Annotated in this window: 18 protein-coding genes, 1 riboswitch and 1 other annotated feature; of the genes, 15 read left to right on the forward strand and 3 right to left on the reverse strand. The window is 53.3% G+C overall.

Annotated features, from left to right (window positions below):
• Window positions 1-71: 71 nt before the first annotated feature.
• Window positions 72-1,400 carry a DUF2515 domain-containing protein gene (locus V8F51_RS04145; RefSeq protein WP_337098776.1) on the forward strand — a complete coding sequence of 443 codons (1,329 nt, stop codon included), beginning with the start codon at window positions 72-74 and terminating at the stop codon, window positions 1,398-1,400.
• Here the strand turns inward: V8F51_RS04145 and V8F51_RS04150 are convergent.
• Complete coding sequence (locus V8F51_RS04150) at window positions 1,397-1,723, reverse strand: YolD-like family protein (RefSeq protein ID WP_337098777.1); 327 nt, start codon at window positions 1,721-1,723, stop codon at window positions 1,397-1,399. The two genes, V8F51_RS04145 and V8F51_RS04150, sit on opposite strands and share 4 nt — an antisense overlap.
• Complete coding sequence (locus tag V8F51_RS04155) at window positions 1,720-2,985, reverse strand: DNA polymerase IV (protein ID WP_337098778.1); 1,266 nt, start codon at window positions 2,983-2,985, stop codon at window positions 1,720-1,722. Before V8F51_RS04155 ends, V8F51_RS04150 begins: the two co-directional genes overlap by 4 nt.
• Window positions 2,986-3,228: 243 nt before the next feature.
• On the opposite strand from V8F51_RS04155, the gene V8F51_RS04160 reads away from it, so the two are divergent.
• The 10 genes from V8F51_RS04160 (at window position 3,229) to V8F51_RS04205 (ending at window position 14,446) form a co-directional block, all read left to right on the forward strand.
• Window positions 3,229-4,776, forward strand: coding sequence for a spore germination protein (locus V8F51_RS04160; RefSeq protein WP_337098779.1), 1,548 nt, complete (start codon window positions 3,229-3,231; stop codon window positions 4,774-4,776).
• Window positions 4,777-4,793: 17 nt separating this feature from the next.
• A complete protein-coding gene (locus tag V8F51_RS04165; RefSeq protein WP_337098780.1) occupies window positions 4,794-6,017 on the forward strand; it encodes a Ger(x)C family spore germination protein in 1,224 nt (407 codons plus the stop codon).
• 16 nt (window positions 6,018-6,033) lie between these two features.
• Entirely contained in the window at window positions 6,034-7,146 is a 1,113-nt protein-coding gene (locus V8F51_RS04170) for a GerAB/ArcD/ProY family transporter (RefSeq protein WP_337098781.1), read from the forward strand.
• Between the two features lie 73 nt (window positions 7,147-7,219).
• Window positions 7,220-7,335, forward strand: a riboswitch (TPP riboswitch).
• A gap of 219 nt (window positions 7,336-7,554) precedes the next feature.
• Complete coding sequence (locus V8F51_RS04175; protein WP_337098782.1) at window positions 7,555-8,604, forward strand: ABC transporter substrate-binding protein; 1,050 nt, start codon at window positions 7,555-7,557, stop codon at window positions 8,602-8,604.
• Between the two features lie 28 nt (window positions 8,605-8,632).
• Complete coding sequence (locus V8F51_RS04180; protein WP_337098783.1) at window positions 8,633-8,935, forward strand: thiamine-binding protein; 303 nt, start codon at window positions 8,633-8,635, stop codon at window positions 8,933-8,935.
• Window positions 8,925-9,707, forward strand: coding sequence for an ABC transporter permease (locus V8F51_RS04185; protein WP_337098784.1), 783 nt, complete (start codon window positions 8,925-8,927; stop codon window positions 9,705-9,707). The genes V8F51_RS04180 and V8F51_RS04185 overlap by 11 nt, the downstream gene beginning before the upstream one ends.
• Before the next feature lie 2 nt (window positions 9,708-9,709).
• Window positions 9,710-10,546, forward strand: coding sequence for an ABC transporter ATP-binding protein (locus tag V8F51_RS04190; RefSeq protein ID WP_337098785.1), 837 nt, complete (start codon window positions 9,710-9,712; stop codon window positions 10,544-10,546).
• On the forward strand, window positions 10,530-11,357 hold the full coding sequence (locus V8F51_RS04195; protein WP_337098786.1) for a TatD family hydrolase: 828 nt from the start codon (window positions 10,530-10,532) through the stop codon (window positions 11,355-11,357). The genes V8F51_RS04190 and V8F51_RS04195 overlap by 17 nt, the downstream gene beginning before the upstream one ends.
• A 204-nt stretch (window positions 11,358-11,561) precedes the next feature.
• The gene (locus V8F51_RS04200) at window positions 11,562-12,332 is read left to right on the forward strand and encodes a glucosaminidase domain-containing protein (RefSeq protein WP_337098787.1); all 771 of its coding nucleotides are present in this window, start codon (window positions 11,562-11,564) and stop codon (window positions 12,330-12,332) included.
• A gap of 58 nt (window positions 12,333-12,390) precedes the next feature.
• Window positions 12,391-12,648, forward strand: a binding site (T-box leader).
• A gap of 97 nt (window positions 12,649-12,745) precedes the next feature.
• Window positions 12,746-14,446 (forward strand): glutamine--tRNA ligase/YqeY domain fusion protein, encoded by a 1,701-nt coding sequence (locus tag V8F51_RS04205; RefSeq protein WP_337098788.1) that lies wholly within the window; start codon window positions 12,746-12,748, stop codon window positions 14,444-14,446.
• 76 nt (window positions 14,447-14,522) lie between these two features.
• Here the strand turns inward: V8F51_RS04205 and V8F51_RS04210 are convergent, their stop codons facing one another.
• Entirely contained in the window at window positions 14,523-14,681 is a 159-nt protein-coding gene (locus tag V8F51_RS04210; protein ID WP_337098789.1) for a hypothetical protein, read from the reverse strand.
• 274 nt (window positions 14,682-14,955) lie between these two features.
• Between V8F51_RS04210 and V8F51_RS04215 the strand changes: the two genes are divergently transcribed.
• From V8F51_RS04215 to V8F51_RS04230, 4 genes are all read left to right on the forward strand, one after another.
• On the forward strand, window positions 14,956-16,296 hold the full coding sequence (locus V8F51_RS04215) for a glycoside hydrolase family 30 protein (RefSeq protein WP_337098790.1): 1,341 nt from the start codon (window positions 14,956-14,958) through the stop codon (window positions 16,294-16,296).
• A gap of 115 nt (window positions 16,297-16,411) precedes the next feature.
• Window positions 16,412-18,196, forward strand: coding sequence for a sensor histidine kinase (locus tag V8F51_RS04220; RefSeq protein ID WP_337098791.1), 1,785 nt, complete (start codon window positions 16,412-16,414; stop codon window positions 18,194-18,196).
• Complete coding sequence (locus V8F51_RS04225) at window positions 18,189-19,259, forward strand: response regulator transcription factor (protein ID WP_337098792.1); 1,071 nt, start codon at window positions 18,189-18,191, stop codon at window positions 19,257-19,259. Before V8F51_RS04220 ends, V8F51_RS04225 begins: the two co-directional genes overlap by 8 nt.
• Window positions 19,260-19,361: 102 nt before the next feature.
• A complete protein-coding gene (locus V8F51_RS04230) occupies window positions 19,362-20,654 on the forward strand; it encodes an ABC transporter substrate-binding protein (protein WP_337098793.1) in 1,293 nt (430 codons plus the stop codon).
• Window positions 20,655-20,699: the final 45 nt, after the last annotated feature.

Here is a 20,699-nt window from a genome sequence, read left to right on the forward strand (position 1 = left end):
CCCGCTTCCGTATGGCAGCCTGCGACTTGGAGGATACTGGTCTTATAAGGTGATGATCGGGAGGGGCGTGTATGGATAAACAGGGAAGTTTCCGAGGGCAAAGGCAGCAGCGGGGAAGCAGCGAATCGTTGCTCGGCCGGCTGCTTGCGCTTCCGCGCGCTGCTGTCGCCTATGCTGTCGGGAAGTGGAAAGCAATGAGCGTATCGGAGCAGATGATCGCGGAAGCTTCTCCGCTCCTGCTGTCGCCGGCTGCGATATCCCGGCTGACGGCTGCGTGGAGAAGGCTAGAGGAGGATGCTGAGACGCCGCCCCTTCATGCTTCCGAATCGTGGACGGCCGAGGAGCTGGCGCTCATTTCTCAGATTCGCACGGAGACGGACAAGTGCAATCGCAATAACGTAACACGGACCGAGGCGTATCGGACCGTATATTTCCGCACGCCTGCACTTCATTGGGCGCTCCTTGCGCATCTCGTCTCGCGCAACGGCGGCTGGAATATGACCGATCTGCAAGGGGAATGGCTGCCCTATTTGCTTCGGGACGATCAGCGGGAGGAGCTGTTTTCTTTCCTGGAACGCGCGAATGCGCTTATTTTCCAAGATGCCTATCCGCAGTTGCTGCTCTACGAGCGCAGCCTGAGAGAAGGCAGAAGCCTGTTCCATTTGTTGCCGGCGTTCGACGTTTCGGTGTTCATGACGCCGGTGTGGCGGCAGTTCTGGAAGGAGAGGGATCCTGTTCCCTTGACCGTGGCGCTTATCGTTAACGAGCAGCATTACATCGAGCAGCGCGTTATACAGAACGCGCATTTCAAAGAAAAGGTGCTGCAAACGCTGTTCTTCGGCCTGCAGTCCGTGCTGCAATTGAACGGCGTCGTGTTTCCTTATGGCAGCGGAGGCAATTCGGCTGCCGACGGGGATTGCAGCACGGAGGCAGGCACGCAGCTGGCGGGTATCATTATCGAGCGATTCGAGAATGTCGAGGAGCGGGTCGAATTCGGCAAGCAGCTCTATGCGATGCTGTTCGGTATCGCTCCTGTTCTCCACGGCGCCCGCTGCTTCGCTGCCGCCGTGAAGCATACGGGCTCGCGGGCCGACTTCGCGCCCCAGCTTTACGTTCGCATTCGGCAGCTGCCGCCGCAGCGCGTCTATAAGGAGAAGCTTATAGGCGGCGCTTTGAAGCCGGGAGCGAAGCCGCTGTACAGCCCGGAATTACCGTCAGCTTGGGGGGATCGCCCTGTTGATCCTGCCGAGAAGGGAGATTGGTTTCATTCGGCAGATCAAGTGCTGTATTATTTCTCCAAGCTGCCGCTGCCGCCGGTGTTCGAGCTGACGAACGAATACGGGCTCATCCTGAATAAGATTGAGCTTGCCGTGCTTGCGGCGCAGCGGCAAAAGCTTTAGTCGCTGCTCGCGACGCCTTCGATATCCTGGACCGGGAACCACTCGCCGTCTATCATGAACCGGCCCTTCAGTGAATCGACCCGATCAACGATGCCGATAATCGTGAGTTCCTCCAGCGGGTGGAACATCCGCAGCGTGATCGGCACCCGCAACTGCAGCGATTCGGCGACGGCGCGGGAGACGGCTTCCCATTCCTGCTCGTCGAGCGAGGCGCGCACGCGCCGCTTCAACGCTTCGTTGTTCCGGACAATCTCGGCCTTGTGCTCAGGCAGCATCATGCGGCTTGATTCCCATAGTCCGTTTCCCTCAAGCTTCTTTCTCATTTGTAATGGCCTCCAATTTTGGCGGAGCGGTCTCGCGCTTGGCCGCTCGGTGTGTGCGATACGGCGCGTATAATGCTGGCGTCGCCGTATTTTTGCTTAATGGCGTCGGTCGTCTTCTCCAGCGCGATCAACTTCTCCCGGTGCAGATCGAATAAGGAGAGCTGGTATTCGTCATCCGCCGAAAATTGCGAGAGGCTGACGCCGACCTTCCGGACAGGCAGGCCGTCCCAATGCTTCTGCAACAGCGTCGCGGCGGCCCGGTATACTTGATTCGTAATATTGGTCGGGTCCTCCATCTTCATCTGCCGATTGAAGCCGCTCGGACGGTCGTAGTCGGCGCCCATGCATCCGACGGAAACGACATGTCCCATGTAGCCTTTGCTGCGGCAGCGCTGGCATACAAGCTCGACGAGCTCAAGCAGCACGACCTTAATCTCCGCCAGGCTGCCGTAATCACGGGGCAGCGTCATCATATGGCCGACGGTCGTAGGCGCGACCTGATGGGTGCCAGGCGTTACGGGGCTGTCGTCGATGCCGCTGGCAATGCGCCAATACAGCTCGGCGTTGATGTCCGAGTTTTTGCCGAATTTGCGGCGCATCATCGCTTTCAGCTTATCCAGCGGCGTTCGCGCGATATGGCCGATCGTCGGCATACCCATCGCATTGAAGTGGGCGTTCATCCGGTTGCCGACCATGAACATCTTGCCTACCGGCAATGTCCACAGCGTCTCTTCCAGCAAATCCTTGGTTAGCGTGCAGATGCCGGATTCGTTCTTCTTGGCGTAATTGTCGCAGGCGGTCTTCGCCAAAATTTTGTTCTCGGCGATGCCGAAGCGGGTATAGATGCCGGTCTCGGCCAGTACGCGAGCCTGTATGAGCTCGGCGAGCTTCTCCGGCGGACCGTACAGCTGCAGCGATCCCGTCACGTCGAGAAATTGCTCATCGATTGAGTACGGCTCGACCAAATCGGTGAAGCTTTCGTAAATTTGCGTAATTCTCATCGACGTATCAATGTAAAGCTTCATGCGGGGCTTTACGATGACGAGATTCGGGCATTTGGCGAGCGAGTCGCCTAGCCGCTCGGCGGTTGTGACGCCGAATTCTTTCGCCAGGGGGCAGGCTGCGAGAATAATGCCGGATCGGCGCTCGGGATCGCCGGCGACGACGAGCGGGAGATCCTTATATTCGGGATGCTCCGCCTTCTCGACGGAGGCGTAGAACGACTGGCAGTCCGCCAGCATGACAACTCTTTGACGGGGCATCGTGTTCCTCCTATAGAACGTTTGTTCAAATATAAGAAAGTATAAAAAGGGATGCTTATACTGTGCACGGCGTTAGCCGTTTCACCTTGCCTTATTATATACAGAACATACGTTCTTATGCTATAGGCTTCGCTATGGTTATTATTTACAATCAATGAGGAGACGGGATGATCTTACATATATTCAACCAGTTTGCGCCAAAATAGAGGCAACATGGAAACGGAAAGGTGTCCGAATGCCGCTATGAAAAAAAATGCCCAGAAGGCGCGAACGCCGCTTAGTCCATCGCTTCAGGCTAATGCAGATGCAATCCGAAGCCGCTTCGGCGGCAGCTTCGATCTGGTCGTTCGTTTGTTCCGCAGCGATGCGACCCCCAGCCGGGAGCTTGCGCTTATCTATATCGACGGTATCGTCGACGCGGAGACCGTGAACGTCAGCATTATGGAGCCGCTGATGTCGATGCAGCTTCCGCAGCATGCGCATACGAAGGGAACTAAGCTGCTGGAGGCTTTGCGCGATTGCATTGTATCCGTTGGCTCCGTAGGAGAAATGTTCACGCTGGAGGAGGCGCTGCAGGCGGTGTCTGACGGCTTATGCCTAATCGTCGCGGAAGGCTGCACGTCGGTGCTGACGGCCAGCGTTACAGGGGGCGAGCAACGATCGGTAACGATTCCGCAGACGCAGACGGTCATACGCGGTCCGCAGTATGGTTTTGTCGAAAATATCCGGACCAATATCAGTCTTGTTAGGCGTATTATCCGTTCAAGCGATCTTCATGTGCAGATGCATAAGATCGGCCGCCAAACGCACACCGACGTTGCGGTGCTTTATTTGAACGGCGTCGTCGACGAAGGCGTGCTTAAGGAAGTGTATCGCAGGCTTGGGGATATCGATATTGACGGCGTGCTGGAGAGCGGCTATATCGAAGAATTCATTCAAGACGAGACATTCACCCTGTTCCCAACCATCCTGAACACCGAACGTCCCGATACGGTAGCCTCCATCCTGCTGGAGGGACGGGTGGCGATTATGGTGGATGGCACGCCGATTGCTCTGATGGCGCCGATTACGTTCTTCAGCTTCTTCCAATCGCCGGAAGATTATTATCAGCGGTTCGATATAGCAACGCTTGTGCGGGTGATCCGATATGTGGCGTTCATTGTATCGATCTTGCTGCCGGCCTTATATATTGCCGTTACTACCTTTCATCAGGAAATGCTGCCGACGACGCTGCTTATTAGCATAGCGGCTCAGCGAGAGGGCGTCCCTTTTCCGGGGCTCGTAGAGGCGCTGCTGATGGAGATGACGTTCGAGGTGCTGCGCGAAGCAGGGCTGCGGATGCCTCGGGCCATCGGACCTGCCATATCGATTGTAGGCGCCCTCGTGCTTGGGCAATCGGCCGTGCAGGCCGGCATTGTATCGGCGGTGATGGTAATCGTCGTGTCGTTCACGGCGATCTCGAACTTCGTCATGCCGGAGTTCAATATGGGTGCGGCATCACGCATTATCCGGTTTATCTTCATGGTGATGGCGGGCATGTTCGGCTTCTTCGGCATCTTCATCTCCGTGCTGGTTATGCTCGTTCATCTCGTGTCGCTGCGCTCGTTCGGCGTGCCCTATATGTCGCCGATGGCGCCGGGGTCGGCAAGCCAGTCGGCATTCCGTGACATGTTCATCCGCCTGCCGTGGTGGGCGATGATCTATCGTCCTTTCGAGCTTCAGCTTCGCAATCCGCGGCGGCTGGCTAATCGCCGGAAGCCGCCGGCACAGAGGCATTCAGACAATCCATAACGGAAGGAGAGGGGCGTGTGATCGGAAGGAGGAGGCTGCTATCCGGACTGCTGGCGCTGCTCATTTGCTTGCCGCTGGCGGGCTGCTGGGGCAAGGTTGAGCTAGGTGATATCGCGATCGTATCGGCAACGGGCATCGATTGGAAGGATGGGCAGTGGCAGTTGTCCTATCAGGTCGTCATTCCGCAAGCAATTTCCGGTCAAAGCGCTACGGCGGGCACGAACGCGGCGGTTAATGTGTTCTCCACCAAAGGGGACAACTTTCGGATTGCGATCAGCAAGGCGAGCCTGGAGACGCCGAGGCGGCTTTTTTTCGCTCATAACCAGATCGTTATTATTGGACAGGATGCAGCGCGCAAAGGCATATCCGCGCTTGCGGAAGCCTATCTCCGAAACCCCGATTCACGAGAGACGGTCAGCGTATTTCTGACGAAGGGCAATGCGCGCCGCGTACTGGAGCAGCTTATTCCATTGGAGAAAATACCGGGGGCCGCCATTCAGCAGATGATCTTCAATGAGCAGTTGAGCGGCTCGACCTTCCAGGAAACGACGATGCATAAGTTGCTTAAGGATTTGCTTGGCGGGGCACAGGTTGTTGGCATACCGAGTCTGGCGATCTCCGGAACGGGAGAAAGTCTAGATCAGGTTGAAAAGCTTAGCAGAACGAATACGTCATCCAAGGTGAGGCTGATGGATCTAGGCATCGTCTCCGGCGATAAGCTCGTAGGCTGGATTTCGAAGGAAGAAAGCTCAGGTCTGATGTGGATCAAAAATCAGATCAAGAAGACGACGGTAGCGTTCGGCTGTCCGAATGACGGAAAGGAGGGCAAAGCCTCCTCGATTCGCATTACGAAGGCGAAAACGAAGCTTCGCCCGCAACGTTCCGGCAGCAAGTGGACGATGCATATTGAGACAAAAGCGGAAGGCACGCTGCTCGAGTACAGCTGCGGCGGCGACATGAATAAGCCAAAAGAAGTAGACGAGACCGCGCAAGTGATTGCCGAGACGATCAAAGCGACGATGAAAAACGGTTGGAAAGCTGTTGCGGGATATAAGGCGGACGTGGTCGGTTTTGGCAATATCATCCATCAGAGGCATCCGGACGCTTGGAAGCAGATGAAGGGGGATTGGCCTGACCTATTTGCAGAGATGGAAGTGAAGATTGACGTGAAGGTGAAAGTGAATTCAGCGGGCATGAGCGGCGGCGGATTTAAGAAACTGCAGGAGAAGGCGCGTTCATAGACGGAAAGGAGATGCCATGCAGCAGATCGGCAAACAACAGTTGTCTATTCTGATTATTGTTTTCTTAATCGGCAGCACGCCGCTGTTCGAGCTTGGCATCAAAGCGAAGCCCGATTCATGGCTTGCGATGACGATGGCGGCGGTCATCGGATTGCTGTTGACCGTTATTTATGTGACGGTGCAGAAGCGCGCGCCCGAAGCGGGACTCGGTGAACTGTACTTGATTCATTTTGGCAAATGGCTCGGCGGAGCGGTTGGACTTATCTATGCGCTATGGTTCGCTTATGAATCGATGCGTAATGTGCGAGACGTAGGGGAACTGACGAATATGGCGCTCTTGACCGTAACGCCCAAATGGATGATTATGCTGCTCATTCTGTTTGTCGCTGCGTACACGGTCAGCAAGGGGCTTGAAGTGTTCGCGCGAGTTGCACAGCTGCTGTTCCCGATTGCAGGGATCAGCTATTTGCTTATTATTTTGCTGCTGTTTATCGCGAAGCTGCCTGATATTCACCAGTTGCTGCCCCTGATGGAGAACGGGATAGGCCCGGTTGCGAAGGCGGCGTTTCCGGATCTGGTTTCGTTTCCTTTTGGCCAAATGGTCATTTTTCTTGTTTATTGGAAATATTTGAAGGAGAAGCAAGTGCTGCGGAAGGTCACCTTTTGGGCGCAAGTGGGCGTATCTGCCTTTTTGATTTTTATGAATATGCTCGTGATGAGCGTACTGGGCCTCTCATTGTCCGAGGTTACGGCGTTGCCGCTGCTGCAGGCGGTGCAATTGATTCGGCTCGCGAATTTCCTCGAGCGGCTGGACGTTATAGTTACGCTGCTTCTATACATCGGACTCTATGTGAAAATGACGGCGTTGTACTTGGCGGCGGTCCTTACGCTTAAGGAAGTGACGGGGGCGGCTTACCGTCATTTGGTCTGGCCAGTCGGGGTGGCCATCTACGCGGCATCGTTTCTGGAGCCGAATAATACGTATCATATATGGCTAGGGTTTGATGTGACGCTGAAAATCGTACCGTTATTCCAAATCGTGCTGCCGCTGCTTCTGCTGATCGTCGGTGTGCGCAAACGGTACAAGAAGGCGGCGCAGCAGCATTCCGACGCAGGGCAAACCGGTTAATGCCGACCATCCAGCTTCAAAAAAAGATAGCTATTTAGTCGGGATTTGCTATAATAGGCATATTGACGAAACCGAATATGTTCCGGGGAGCTGGTTAGGCCGGCTGAGAGGGGATTTATGTACATGCAATCCCGACCCTATAAACCTGATCTGGATAATGCCAGCGTAGGGAAGATAAGCTTTGCGCGTTTCATGCAAGGGACGACCGTTAGATAGTGCTTCTAACGTCATGCCGAAGCAGCGTGCACAGGTGCAGCCGAATTTCAGGCGTCCTTCCATGCGGGAGGACGCTTTTTTTGTATTTGGCAACGGTCGACCGCACGGGGCAACCAACCGGACACAGACAAGATATCCTTTCGATTCGTTTCGTTTTAACACAATAAAGAGATACAGGGAGAGGGAGACAGCATGATGAAGAAACAAACTGGACGAATAACTTGGAGGCTTACGGCGCTATTGATGGCGCTCGTTATCGTACTTGCAGGCTGCGGAGCGAACAGCAGTAAGCCGGAGGGCGGCAACGCGGGAGAGAATGAAGGAAACGGCGCGGATAAGCCGCTGACGAAAGTGCAGGTCGTGCTCGACTGGACGCCGAACACGAACCATACGGGGCTGTATGTGGCTCGGGATAAAGGGTTCTTCAAGGAGCAAGGGCTTGACGTTGAAATTATTCAGCCGGGCGAGAGCGGCGCTGATCAAATGGTCGCTTCCGGCAACGTACAATTCGGCGTCAGCTATCAGGAGTCGATCACCATGGCTCGTATAGCAGGCGTTCCGCTCGTATCGCTCGCGGCAGTTATTCAGCATAACACGTCGGGCTTCGCTTCGCCTGTCGATAAAGGCATCGATTCGCCGAAGAAGTTCGAAGGCAAAACATACGGCGGCTGGGGCGCTCCGCTTGAGGAAGCGGTCATTGATTCACTCATGCAAGAGGAGCAAGCGGATGTGAAGAAGGTTAATATTATGAGCATCGGCGACGGCGATTTCTTCTCGGCTGTTAAGCGCGATATCGACTTCGCTTGGATTTATTACGCGTGGACGGGTGTTGAGGCCGAGCTGCGCGGCGAGAAAATCAACATGGTATATTTGACCGATTATAGCGACAAGCTTGACTATTATACACCGGTGCTTGCGACGAGCGAGAAGCTGATCGCCGAGGATCCGGAACTCGTTAAGGCGTTCGTTGCGGGCGCTGCGGCAGGCTACCAATATGCGATCGACAATCCAGAGGATGCTGCCGAGGTATTGATTAAGGCAGAGCCGGATCTGAATGCCGAGCTCGTTCGCGCGAGCCAAAAGTGGCTCAGCCCGAAATACCAGGACGATGCCGCGCAATGGGGCGAGCAGAAGCTGAGCGTATGGGAAAATTATGCGAATTGGATGTTCGACCACAAGCTGCTGGAGAAGGAGCTTGAGGCTGACAAAGCGTTTACGAACGACTTTTTGCCTAAGAAATAATTCATACAGACGAAAGCAGGGGAAACGAATGGCTAATGCACTGGTAAGCATTCAAATATTGCCGACGACGCCGGGCGGAGAAAGCGTCATTCCGTACGTGGATCGGGCGATTGACATCATTAAGGCAGCGGGCGTGCCCTACAGGGTAGCTCCGCTGGAGACGACAATGGAAGGCGAGTTGAGCTCGCTCCTAGCCGTTGTGCAGCAGATGAGCGAAGCGATGGCAGAGATGGGCTGCCCGTCCGTTATTTCGCAAGTGAAAATCTATTATAATCCGGCAAACGGCGCTTCTATGGGCAGATTGCTGGAGAAATACCCCGATGGGCAATAAGTCGGGCGCATGGGCAAAGGTATGGCCTCCGGTAATCGTTATCGCTGCGCTGCTGGCTTGCTGGCAGGCGGTGACGATGTGGGGGCAGGTCGATCAATGGCTGCTTCCCAGCCCGTTATCGATCGTACAGGAGGCGGCCTCGGCGAACGTATGGCCGCGGTTAGCGGAACATACCGGTGCGACGCTGCGGCTTACGCTGCTCGGATTTGCAGGCGGATCGGCGGCGGGCTTCTTGCTCGCCGCTTTGCTGCATCTAATTCCGGGTTTGCGTACCGCTGTCTACCCGCTCCTCGTCGTTTCGCAGAACGTCCCGATCGTCGTGATCGGACCGCTGCTTACGATGTGGCTTGGCTACACGCTGCTGCCGAAGGTGCTGCTCGTTATGATGGTATGCTTCTTCCCAATCTCGGTAGCCATGCTAAGCGGCCTCACGAATACAGATCCGCAATTGCGCAATTATTTGCAAATGATCGGCACAGGCAAGTGGCAGCTGTTCTGGAAGCTGGAGCTGCCCCATGCCGTCATTCATTTGTTCTCGGGACTTAAGCTTGCGGCATCCTATAGCGTACTTAGCGCGATTGTCGCAGAGTGGCTCGGCACGAATAAGGGACTGGGATATTTCATGCAGCTGTCGGCCAAAGGGTTCATGCCGGAGCGGGTATTCGCGTCGGTATTCATCATCGTGGCGCTCAGCCTGTCGCTGTTCGGCTTGATGACGCTTGCCGAGAAGCTGCTCTTACGCTGGCGTCCTGCCAAGAAGGAGGGGAACTAGCAATGAGCGATATAACAGATCAAGAGCAATGGAAGACAGCTGATGCCAAAGCGCTGGAGGTTAAATCGGTCAGCAAAAGCTTCGGCAAAGGAACAACCGTGAAGGAAGTGCTCGGAGGGCTGTCGCTGACGGTCGGCGAAGGGGAATTCGTCTCCATCGTCGGTCCGTCAGGAAGCGGCAAGTCGACGCTGTTCCAGGTCATAGGCGGCTTGGAGCGTCCGACTAGCGGCGAGATATGGATTGATGGCCGGCAGGCGACGGGACAGACGGGGCATATCTCGTATATGCCCCAGCAATCGTCGCTGCTGCCGTGGCAGACGGTAGCCGGCAATATTGAGCTGTCGCTGACGATCGCCGGCATGGAGCGCAAGGAAGCGAAGCGCAGCACGGAGGAGTGGCTGCGCCGCATCGGGCTTGGGGAATATGCGAAGAGCTATCCGCATGTTCTCTCGGGGGGCATGCAGCAGCGCGTATCCTTCTTGCGGGCGCTGTTGTCGCCGCAGCGGCTCATGCTGCTCGATGAGCCGTTCGGTTCGCTCGATGCGCTGACGCGGCTGCAGATGCAGAAGTGGCTGCTGTCGATCTGGGAGGAGAACCGCAGGTCGGTGCTGCTTGTCACGCACAGCATTGATGAGGCGTTGTTCTTATCCGATCGGGTTATCGTGCTGTCGTCCTCGCCTGCAGTCGTGCTCGAGCAATTCGACGTGCCGCTGGCAAGGCCGCGCAGCGAAGTGATGTGGACGGAGCCTGCGTTCATTGACTTGAAGCAGCGGATCTATGAGCTGCTTCAGGCCGGAGCGGGAGAGAAGGAGGAAGCGGAATATGCCAAGCGTCGTTAACGGGGAAACTGCGGCAGGGACGTGGATCGACGCTCATATCCATGTCGATCATTATGAAGAAGCGGAACGGGAATCGCTCCTGGAGCGGGCGTTTGATGCGGGTGCGGCTGCTGTCGTAGCCGTGTCGATGCACTTGCCATCCTCGATTGTCAATCGAGAGTTGGCGCTAGCGCACCCGCCGAATCGCGTTCATCCCGCCTATGGCTTCCATCCGGAGCAGCCGATACCGTCTGCAAGTGAGCTGGATGAGCTGTTCGCTTGGATTAGAGCGCGTCATGCGGAAGGCGAGAGCTTCGCAATCGGCGAAGTCGGCTTGCCGTATTATACGCGAACGGAAGCGGAGGCTGTGGGGCAGTCGTTCGACGAATTGCCTTACCTCGCGCTGCTCGAACGGTTCGCGGCGCTTGCCGCGGAACTGGAGCGGCCGATTGTGCTGCACGCCGTCTATGAGGACGCGGACAAGGCTTGCGACATACTTGAGCGGAGCGGCGTACGGAGCGCGCACTTCCATTGGTTCAAGGGAAGCGAAGCGACCGTGCGGCGAATGATCACCGCAGGCTACTTCGTGTCGGTGACGCCGGATATCGCTTACGAAGCGGAAATTAGAGAGCTGGCAGTGCAATATCCGGTCGATTTGCTGATGGCCGAGACGGACGGGCCATGGCCGTTCGAAGGTCCTTATGAGGGGCGAATGACCGAGCCTGCCATGTCGCAGGACGTGGCGGCTCATATTGCGGCTATTAAGCAGCAGCCGCTGGAGCATGTGCGCACAACTTTATTGCAAAACACGAAACGGTTGTACGGAATATAGCAGGAATACGACAACAAGCTGGCATTTGCGCATGATGCGACGCCAGCTTTTTTTGGTTTCGTCGAGGACACCAGAAGCGTTAATTTAATTGCTGCTTATCGCCTTTAATGCGCCTTACCGATTCATACCGCTTTGTCCATTGCGCCGTCCTACTTTTCTGCATACAAAGATAGCAATAGGGATGAGAGAAGGGAGAGTTCTATGATGGCAGCTTTGACTAGAGAACAGTTTTTTGCGGCACTGGCTCCAACCGTCATTCGGGTAAGGGGGGAAGGCTCGACGATGTTTCCTTCCGTACGGCTAGCTCAAAATTTGCTCGAAACTGGAGGCGTTATTCACGCGTGGAACAATCTTGGCGGCATCAAGGTTGGCAATGGGCAGACGAATGCTTACTGGCACGGCGAAGCAGTCGTGAAGGGGACGTGGGAATATGTCGATGGCCGCAATGTTAATACGAAGGCGGCGTTCCGCGCTTACCCCAGCCTATATCACTTCTATAAGGATCTTGATCTGCTGCTGGCAACGCCGCGTTACGACCGCGTTAGGAAGGCGGAAACGCCTGAGCGCCAAGCCCAAATGCTGCTCGCTTGCGGATATGCGACCGATCCGAATTATCCGCTCAAGCTAATGGCAATCATTAAGCAGTACTCGCTCATGAAATATGATCTAAAGGGTAAACCGCCCGTTAAGCCGGAGAAGTTCAAAGACGCTGAAATCGTGGCGGTTGTGCATGGAGGGCGAGCGGTGTCGGAAGGTTACTTGGTTCATGGCGCTACATGGGTGCCTGCAAGGCTGGTCGGCGAGCGGCTTGGAGCGGTCATTGACTGGAACGGGAAGCAGGTTACGGTGAACGGGGCTGCAATCGAGTCTATACTGTCTAATGCAAAGGGCTACGTCAAGCTGCGCGATCTGGCAGATCGGCTTGGACTTACGGCCAGCTGGGACGCTATGGCGCGAGTGGCTTCGATCGACTAACGAAGAGGATCAGCCGGTTTACATCGAGGCTGCTCATTTGGTATTCTATAGGCAACATTGAAACGCGATGATGAGAAGAGTAAGGGAATAGGTTGTTGCACAGAGAGCCCTTGGCAGCTGAGAGGGGGCGAACGGCGTTTCCCTGAACCAAGCCTCTGAGCGGCATGTCGGAATCGCCCTGGGCGAGGATGGCATGACGGGAGCTCCCGTTACAGAGCTAGAGTATAAGCAATGCATGCAATGCCGTACTTGAAGAGGTTAATATGGCGACATGTTAATGAACCTGGGGTGGCACCGCGAGAACTTCGTCCCCAAGACCAACGTCTTGGAGGTGAGGTTCTTTTTTGCGTTTACTAGGGCGCATATGCGGCAACTTGGCTATTACAGTTATTTTCATTAAGGAGGAGCCGACAATGGAACTGGATAATGAGAAAGAGCATTCAAGCAACAACTTTTTAGTTAGGCTGATAACGGAGGAACTGGAGCAGTATCCGTTCACGAGGGAGATGCGCACGAGGTTTCCGCCCGAGCCGAACGGTTATCTTCATATCGGCAGCGCCTATGCGATTCAGACGAATGACGCGATAGCAAGAGAATTCAACGGCAAGTTTCATTTACGCTTTGACGATACGAATCCGCTTAAGGAGGACATTGCTTACGTTAATGCAATCATTGAGGATATCAAGTGGCTTGGCTATGATCCGGGTGAGCATATCTACTACGGGTCAGATTACTCCGAGGAAATCTACCGTGCTGCAGTTCATCTAATCGAGCGAGGGCGTGCATACGTATGCGATCTGACGCCGGAGGAAGTGTCGGAGTATCGGGGCACCTTGACGCAGCCGGGCAAGAACAGCCCTTATAGGGAGCGGTCTACCCTAGAGAACCTGGCGCTTTTTGCGAAAATGAAAGAAGGCGGCTTTCCGGCCTCCTCCAAAGTGCTGCGTGCCAAAATCGATATGGGCTCGCCTAATATGAACCTGCGCGACCCCGTTATATACCGCATCATTCATGCGGAGCATTATCGAACAGGGGGCGAATGGTGCATCTATCCGATGTACGACTTCGCGCATCCGATTCAAGACGCTATCGAAGGCATTACGTATTCGCTCTGCTCTAATGAATTCAAGGACCATCGGCCTCTGTACGAATGGGCGCTTAGGGAGCTCGGGGTAGAGAGTCCGCCGCGGCAAAGGGAGTTCGGCCGCCTAAGTCTGACGGGCGTCGTGACGAGCAAGCGTTTCCTGAGGCAGTTGGTCGAGGGCGATTATGTAGACGGCTGGGACGATCCAAGATTGCCGACGCTCCGCGGCTTAAGAAGGAGAGGATTCACGCCCGAGAGCATACGCAGCTTCATCAAGGAGATCGGCAGCATCCGTACGCAAAGCACGGTGCATATTTCCTTACTCGATCATTGTCTCAGGCAAGAGCTGAAAGCGTCGATGGTAAGCATCATGGCGGTGCTGAATCCGCTCAAAGTCGTCATAACGAATTATCCAGACGATGAAACCGAGCTATTGATGATCGAGAATAACAGCGAGAACGAGGAGCTGGGCAAACGGGAAGTTCCTTTTGGCAAAACGATCTATATCGAAAAAGACGACTTCGAGGAAAATCCGCCGAAAGGCTTTCATCGATTAACTCCGAATGCCGAGGTTCGATTGAAGGGCGCTTATTTTATCCGTTGCGAGGAAGTCATTAAGGACTCTGACACGGGAGAAGTAACGGAGCTTCGCTGCTCGTATGATCCTGTGACGAAGAGCGGTACGGGCTTTAACGGTCGTAAGGTGAAGGGGACGATTCACTGGGTATCGGCAGAGCATGCCGTCAAGGCAGACGTTCATCTGTACGATAAATTGCTGCTGGAAGCTGCGGAGAAGGATACGCCGGCTAACGGGGATTGGACGGAGCTCGTTAATCCGGAATCGCTCGTCGTCGTCAAGGATGCTCTGATCGAACCTTATGTGGAGTATGGAGAAGATCTTCTGGAGCGAAAGCTGCAATTTTTCCGCCATGGCTATTTCTGCGCGGATAGGAAACACACAACCGACGACGGGCTTGTGTTCAACCGAATTGTGCCGCTTAAGGACAGTTGGAACAAAAAGCATGAATGAGTAAGGTGGCTAGGTGCAAAGGCTGCTGATCTATGATCAGCAGCCTACGTGGCCTTCTGGTGCGTACGTGCGGATGTTATTTACCTTTTTTAGAGGCTGCCCAGAACGCCAGCGCAATAAGCGGCAGCAAAATAAACCAAGGGATCGTAATCGTCCCTCCGACGATGAAGGCAAGCGCCATAACGACGATAACGCCTAAAATAATATACAGACAACCTCGTCCGAACGTTTCCATGCCATTGCTCCTTTCGTGTGCCTATGTTCAGTTGTATACCGCAAGCTACAAAGAAGTATATTCACGGATATAGCAGGATAGAGCAGCAGGTTGGCTGCGGGAAACCGGTCACATCGGACCGATTCGTTCGTGGTTTAAATTTATCCAATTGAAATAGCTAACGCTGTCCAATCTTAATTCCTCCTTGGAAGGTTATAATGTAACCGTAACCAATTGAGCCCCAATGCATTTAACTAAGGTGATGCTTAACCGGTTACTAGGGAGGACTAAGGTCATGAAAGAACATAAGCTTCGCTGGATGGCAAGCACAGAGCAGCGCCGTTGGCAGGAGCAGGCGGCAGGCGCAACAACAATTGAATCAGCCAACTTAACGATAACGGACCGGAAGTACCAGACTTTCGAAGGATTTGGCGGGTGCTTTAATGAGCTCGGCCATGTGGCGCTTGGCGGCTTGCCGGCAGAGGAACGCAATCAGGTGATGTACGATCTGTTCCATCCTGAGGGCGAGCATAAGCTTAGCGTATGCAGATTGCCAATTGGAGCCAGCGATTATGCGCTCGACTGGTACAGCCATAACGAAACCGACGGCGATGTAGCGATGGACTTTTTTTCTATAGAACGAGATCGAGAGCACTTGATTCCATATATTAAAGAAGCGCTGAAGTTAAATCCTGAGCTCGTATTGTTCGCTTCTCCTTGGAGTCCGCCGACATGGATGAAATTCCCGAAGGCGTACAATTATGGCACGCTGCGCTGGGAGAAGGACATATTGGAGGCATACGCCCTGTATTTTGTCAAATTTGTGCAAGCCTATGCCGAGGAAGGAATCACGATTCATCAGGTGCATGTGCAGAATGAAGTGGTGGCCGATCAGAAGTTCCCGTCCTGCGTATGGACCGGACAGCAATTGCGGGAATTTATCCGCGACTATTTGGGTCCTGCCTTTGAGCGGCATGAGCTGGATACGGAAATCTGGCTAGGCACGATCAATGCGCCCGAGGCATGGGACGAGTGGTTGAAAAAAAAGGCGACTGACTTTGAAGGCTATGCGGGCACGGTGCTTGGAGACCCGGAGGCGTATAAATATATCAAAGGCGTCGGCTATCAATGGGCGGGCAAGTACGGAATTCAGCGGACCGTACAAAGCTACCCGGAGCTGCGTTATATGCAGACCGAGAACGAATGCGGCGACGGCGAGAACACCTGGTTTTATGCCAAATACATTTTCAATCTGTACCAGCATTATTTGTTTAACGGCGTTCATGCGTATATATACTGGAATATGGTGCTGGAGCCGAAGGGCAGAAGCACTTGGGGCTGGGAGCAAAATGCGATGGTTACCGTTGATCCCGCGACAGGGCAATATGTCCGAAATCCGGAATACTACGTGATGAAGCATTATGCGCATTTCGTATCCCCGGGCGATATCCGAATCGGACTGCAAGGTCCGTGGTCGGGGCATGCAACAGCCTTCCTGAAGCCGGACGGAACGAAGATTATTGTACTGGCTAATCCTTATTCGGAGGAAAAGGAGCTGCGACTTTCGAACGGTTCTGAAGGATATAGCTTTCGACTGGAACCTGAATCATTCCATACGATCGTTTGGCCCGGCTAACCGGCTTTATTACACGAACGCCCTCATCAACTGCGGGCGTTCGTGCTTTTTGAGTTAACCTTTTGAGCGGGCCGGATTCAAGGCTATAATGGTTGCAAAACGGGGGCGATGTCAAATGTTGAAAAAAATAGGGAACAAGCTGGTTGATCCATTCAAACGCAGCATCAGGAACAAGCTGATACTTGCGATGATTTTATTGGCGATCGTACCGATTGCCGCAATAACGGGACTTGCAGCCGACAACAGCCGTCAATCGATGGAGACCGAAGTGATAACGACCAACCAGTCCAATATGAAATGGACAGGCGTATACGTCGGAGACCAGTTCACACAATTAAACAATTTGATCTATAGCGCCCTCATCAGTCCCCATCTTAACGATTATTTGGCGAATGCGGAGGAGGGCAGCCCGTCAAAGCAATTCACCATACAGAAGAACCTGATCGAGACGCTGAACAATTTGTTTTACTCCGCCGGCAATAAGGTCATCGGTTTGGAGATGTATCTGGCCGAGCCGAACAAGATGTTTTTTATTAACGCCTCGCAAAACGATATCGAATCGGTGTCTGTCGAGCCGGAACCGTTCCAGACTATGGCGGCTAACAACCAGGATTTTATGGTGCGGACGGACGAGGCGCAGCCCGATCAATTCCAATTGATCAGAAGCATTAACCGCTTCGAGAATCAGGACCGGCTTGGCTATATTTCGTTGCGGATTCGCTGGTCGATGTTCGATCAGACGCTTGATTTGCTCGGAAGAGGCGATCAGCAGCAGGTGCTTATTGTTAGCGGAGACGGCGAGGAGCTTTACTTGCCAGGCGGGCAAAAATTGCCGGAATCCACGTTGGAACGCATTCGGCAAGCGGACGAGGGGCAAGGCTATTTCAGTACGGATGATGAATACGTGTTCTACAATACGATCGACCCCGTCGGCCTGCGCCTCGTCAACATCGTTCCGAGAAGCGCGATTAACGCAAGCGCGCTTGCGACCATGCGGTTTGGTTTCATCGTAGGAACCATTTCCGCCCTCGCTGCGATCATTATAGCCGTATTTCTCGCATGGCGCATGGCTACCCCGATCGTGAAGCTGGCAAGATCGATGCAAGGGCTGGGGCTTATACGGGAGACGGAGATTACCGTCAGCAATCGGGTGGATGAAATCGGATTGCTCGAGACGAAGCTGAACAACATGTCGCTGAGAATTAAGGAGCATATTAAGAACGAATATAGCATCACGCTGGAGAAGAAAACGGCGGAGCTTAAGGCGCTGCAAGCCCAGATTAATCCGCATTTCCTGCAAAATACGCTGCAAATGATCGGCAGCATGCTATTCACCAAGCAACCTGCGGAATGTTATGCCATTATTCGTTCGCTTAGCGAGATGTTCAGGTATGTGATCCGCGACCCGGACCGTCTGGCAACGTTAAAGACCGAAATGGATCATCTCGACAATTATATGAAAATTCAGCAGCAGCGCTTCGGCGCGCGGCTCGGGTACAATGTGCGGCAGGATGAGTCGGCGCTAGCGAGCCCGATTCCTAAGCTCACGTTGCAGCCTATTGTCGAAAATGCTTTTTTCCATGGGCTGGATACGAAATCGGGAGACTGGCAATTAGATGTCGACGTTTGCAAGGAAGAGAATGCGATACATATTCGCATCAAGGATAACGGCGTCGGCATGAATGCCGATCGGTTGGCGCTTGTCAGGAGCAGACTGAACGGTCATAGCGGACAAGCATGGACTAGCGGAAGCCGGATTGGCATTCAGAATGTCGCATCGCGAATCAGGTTGCATTTTGGCAAGGATGGCCTTATTAGGATCAATAGCGAGCCGGGGCTAGGTACGACGGTAACGGTAATCATTCCACTTGGCGAGGCGGGGGGAGTCGGAGTTGAGTAAACGCATCAAAGTTCTGCTCGTAGACGATGAAGGCTGGACGCGGGATATCGTGAGAACGTTTGGCAATTGGGACTTGCTTAACATGGAGATCGTTGGAGAAGCGGAGGACGGGATGGAGGCGTTGAAGCTAGTCGGGGAGCTTAAACCGCAGGTGGTTATTACGGATATGCGCATGCCAGGTATTGACGGCGTGAAATTGCTTGAGTTGCTGGACAAGCAGTTTCCGAACATCACTACGGTAGTAGTCAGCGGTTACGATGATTTTCAATATGCGAAGCATGCGGTACGTTTTCGAGCTGTCGATTATTTGCTGAAGCCGGTGGATCCGGCGGAGCTCCATGCAGCGCTACTTAAATGCAAGGAGCAGGTAGAAGAGGCGCAGCCGAGCTTGAATGTTCGGGGACTGGATATTGACATATCGTATCTGCTATCCCCTTTCAAGAATCGGCTGCGCAGCTACTACAACGAGCTCAACCATGAAGGTGTCGAGACGGTGCTAAATCATCTGCGGGCAGAGCTGGATGCGAAAGCGGTTATGAAGTCCTCTATGTTGGAGCAGGTTGCGCAAGAGCTGCTGCTGCTGCTTAAGGAGCTGATGGACGTCAATTCTCAGAGCGCGGACAGCCTAAAGTTTTCTTATGAATCCAGCACGTTCGCGTCGCCTGGCGGAACTACGGCTTTTTTGCGCGTGTGTTACGGTCATATGCTTGATCAATTGATCAAAATGCGAAAATTCAAGAACAAGCTTAATTTAGAGGAAGTACGCAAGTTTATGGACACTCATTATGCGGAGCCGATTACGCTTGAGCAGCTCGCAAGAAGCTTCTATGTAAGCAAGGAATACTTAAGCAAAATGTTCAAGCAGGAATTTAGCCAGAATATTACCGACTATTTGCTGAATTTACGGATGGAGAAGGCGAAGGAATGGCTGCTCGACGAGAGTATACCGATTAAAGCAATCGCCGAAATGGCAGGTTATGAGGACGTGACTTATTTCTATCGGGTATTCAAAAAGCGCTTCGGTATCGCTCCGGGCGAAATGCGCAAAAACAAAGAGGTTTAAAAATGTCCAACTCAAAAGCATAAATCCGTCCAATTAAACGCTTTCATTATTCGGTTACACTGAACATGTAAACAAAACTAGACAATTGGGAGGTCGCAACAGATGAAAAAAATGGTTAAGAGCTTGTTGGTTACAGCGCTCTCGGTAACGCTTTTGGCAGGCTGCGGAAATAACGCGAACAGTAATAGCGAGTCTGGAGGAGCGTCCGGCGGCGAGGCGAAAACCGTCAAGCTCAAGCTGTTTATCGCACAGCCGCGGCTTAAGGAGCACTACGACAAATTTATCGCAGATTTTGTTGCCAAAGAGAAAGCTGACAAAAACATCGATGTATCCGTACAGCTTGAAATGCCTACAGCCGACAATGCGGCACAAATTTTGAAGACGCGTCTTGCATCCAACGATGCCCCGGATATTTTTGCGCTGCATGCGATCAACGAGATTCCGACTTACTATAAAGCAGGCTATCTGGAGGATCTGTCCGATCAGCCTTTCGTAGGGAAGCTGCTTGACAGCATCAAGCCTGCGGTAACGACAACAGACGGCAAGGTCGTAGCTGTTCCGCTAGAAACGTTGTCCTGGGGCTATCTGTACAACAAAAAGATTTTCAACGATCTTGGACTGACGCCTCCGGCTACATTGACAGAAATGAAAGCGGTTGTAGAGAAGCTGAAGGAAAACAATATTACGCCTTTTGAATTGTCTTACAAAGAGTCATGGGTACCGCAATTGATTCTTCCTCTAGCGGCCGGAGCCATAATCAATACCGAAAACCCGGATTTCATCGAACGCATGAACAAGGACGAAGGCTCCTTCGCGGAAATCAAGTCGGCCATGTTTGACGTATTCGACCTGATCAACAGCAATGGAACGGAGCGCGCGACAGAGGTCGGCGCGGACGATGGAGCGGCGGCATTCGCGGAAGGCAAAGCAGCCATGTGGCTGCAAGGCCCTTGGTATGCGGAAACGATTCTCAAATCCAACCCTGATATTGAATTTGGCGTAGCTCCGCTGCCAATAAACGATAACGAAAAAGCGACGATGATTAACTTGAGCGCTTCTACTTCTTTAGCGGTTTCCAAATCGAGCAAAAACAAAGAGGTGGCTCTGGATTTCATTAATTATGTACTGGATGACCAAGCTTCAAATGATTTCTTCCAAGCATTGAAGTTTAATCCGATTGCGACGGTTCATACGTATGACAGCTATCCATGGGTGAATGATGCTACCGTTTATGTAAAAGAGGGCAAATCGTATCAAGATCCTTCCATTCCGCAAGCGGTCAAGGATGAGGTAGGCAAAGGACTGCAATCGTATTATGCCGGACAAATTTCTCAAGACGATGTCATTACGGCGCTTGATAAAGCTTGGAAATCATTCAATAAAGTAAATAAATAAAACAGTTATCCGGGCATGGCGGGGAGTGAAAGCTCCCTGCCCGCC

This window comes from Paenibacillus sp. YIM B09110 (genome assembly GCF_037167145.1).
GTDB lineage: Bacteria > Bacillota > Bacilli > Paenibacillales > Paenibacillaceae > Pristimantibacillus.

Bases quoted from the DNA above. Each gene is read 5' to 3' on its own strand.
- V8F51_RS04230 (WP_337098793.1), top strand. From the start codon at position 19,362: ATGAAAAAAATGGTTAAGAGCTTGTTGGTTACAGCGCTCTCGGTAACG.
- V8F51_RS04190 (WP_337098785.1), top strand. From the start codon at position 9,710: ATGAGCGATATAACAGATCAAGAGCAATGGAAGACAGCTGATGCCAAA.
- V8F51_RS04205 (WP_337098788.1), top strand. From the start codon at position 12,746: ATGGAACTGGATAATGAGAAAGAGCATTCAAGCAACAACTTTTTAGTT.
- V8F51_RS04220 (WP_337098791.1), top strand. From the start codon at position 16,412: ATGTTGAAAAAAATAGGGAACAAGCTGGTTGATCCATTCAAACGCAGC.
- V8F51_RS04210 (WP_337098789.1), bottom strand. From the start codon at position 14,681: ATGGAAACGTTCGGACGAGGTTGTCTGTATATTATTTTAGGCGTTATC.
- V8F51_RS04170 (WP_337098781.1), top strand. From the start codon at position 6,034: ATGCAGCAGATCGGCAAACAACAGTTGTCTATTCTGATTATTGTTTTC.
- V8F51_RS04185 (WP_337098784.1), top strand. From the start codon at position 8,925: ATGGGCAATAAGTCGGGCGCATGGGCAAAGGTATGGCCTCCGGTAATC.
- V8F51_RS04215 (WP_337098790.1), top strand. From the start codon at position 14,956: ATGAAAGAACATAAGCTTCGCTGGATGGCAAGCACAGAGCAGCGCCGT.
- V8F51_RS04150 (WP_337098777.1), bottom strand. From the start codon at position 1,723: ATGAGAAAGAAGCTTGAGGGAAACGGACTATGGGAATCAAGCCGCATG.
- V8F51_RS04155 (WP_337098778.1), bottom strand. From the start codon at position 2,985: ATGCCCCGTCAAAGAGTTGTCATGCTGGCGGACTGCCAGTCGTTCTAC.
- V8F51_RS04180 (WP_337098783.1), top strand. From the start codon at position 8,633: ATGGCTAATGCACTGGTAAGCATTCAAATATTGCCGACGACGCCGGGC.
- V8F51_RS04200 (WP_337098787.1), top strand. From the start codon at position 11,562: ATGGCAGCTTTGACTAGAGAACAGTTTTTTGCGGCACTGGCTCCAACC.
- V8F51_RS04195 (WP_337098786.1), top strand. From the start codon at position 10,530: ATGCCAAGCGTCGTTAACGGGGAAACTGCGGCAGGGACGTGGATCGAC.
- V8F51_RS04145 (WP_337098776.1), top strand. From the start codon at position 72: ATGGATAAACAGGGAAGTTTCCGAGGGCAAAGGCAGCAGCGGGGAAGC.
- V8F51_RS04160 (WP_337098779.1), top strand. From the start codon at position 3,229: ATGAAAAAAAATGCCCAGAAGGCGCGAACGCCGCTTAGTCCATCGCTT.
- V8F51_RS04175 (WP_337098782.1), top strand. From the start codon at position 7,555: ATGATGAAGAAACAAACTGGACGAATAACTTGGAGGCTTACGGCGCTA.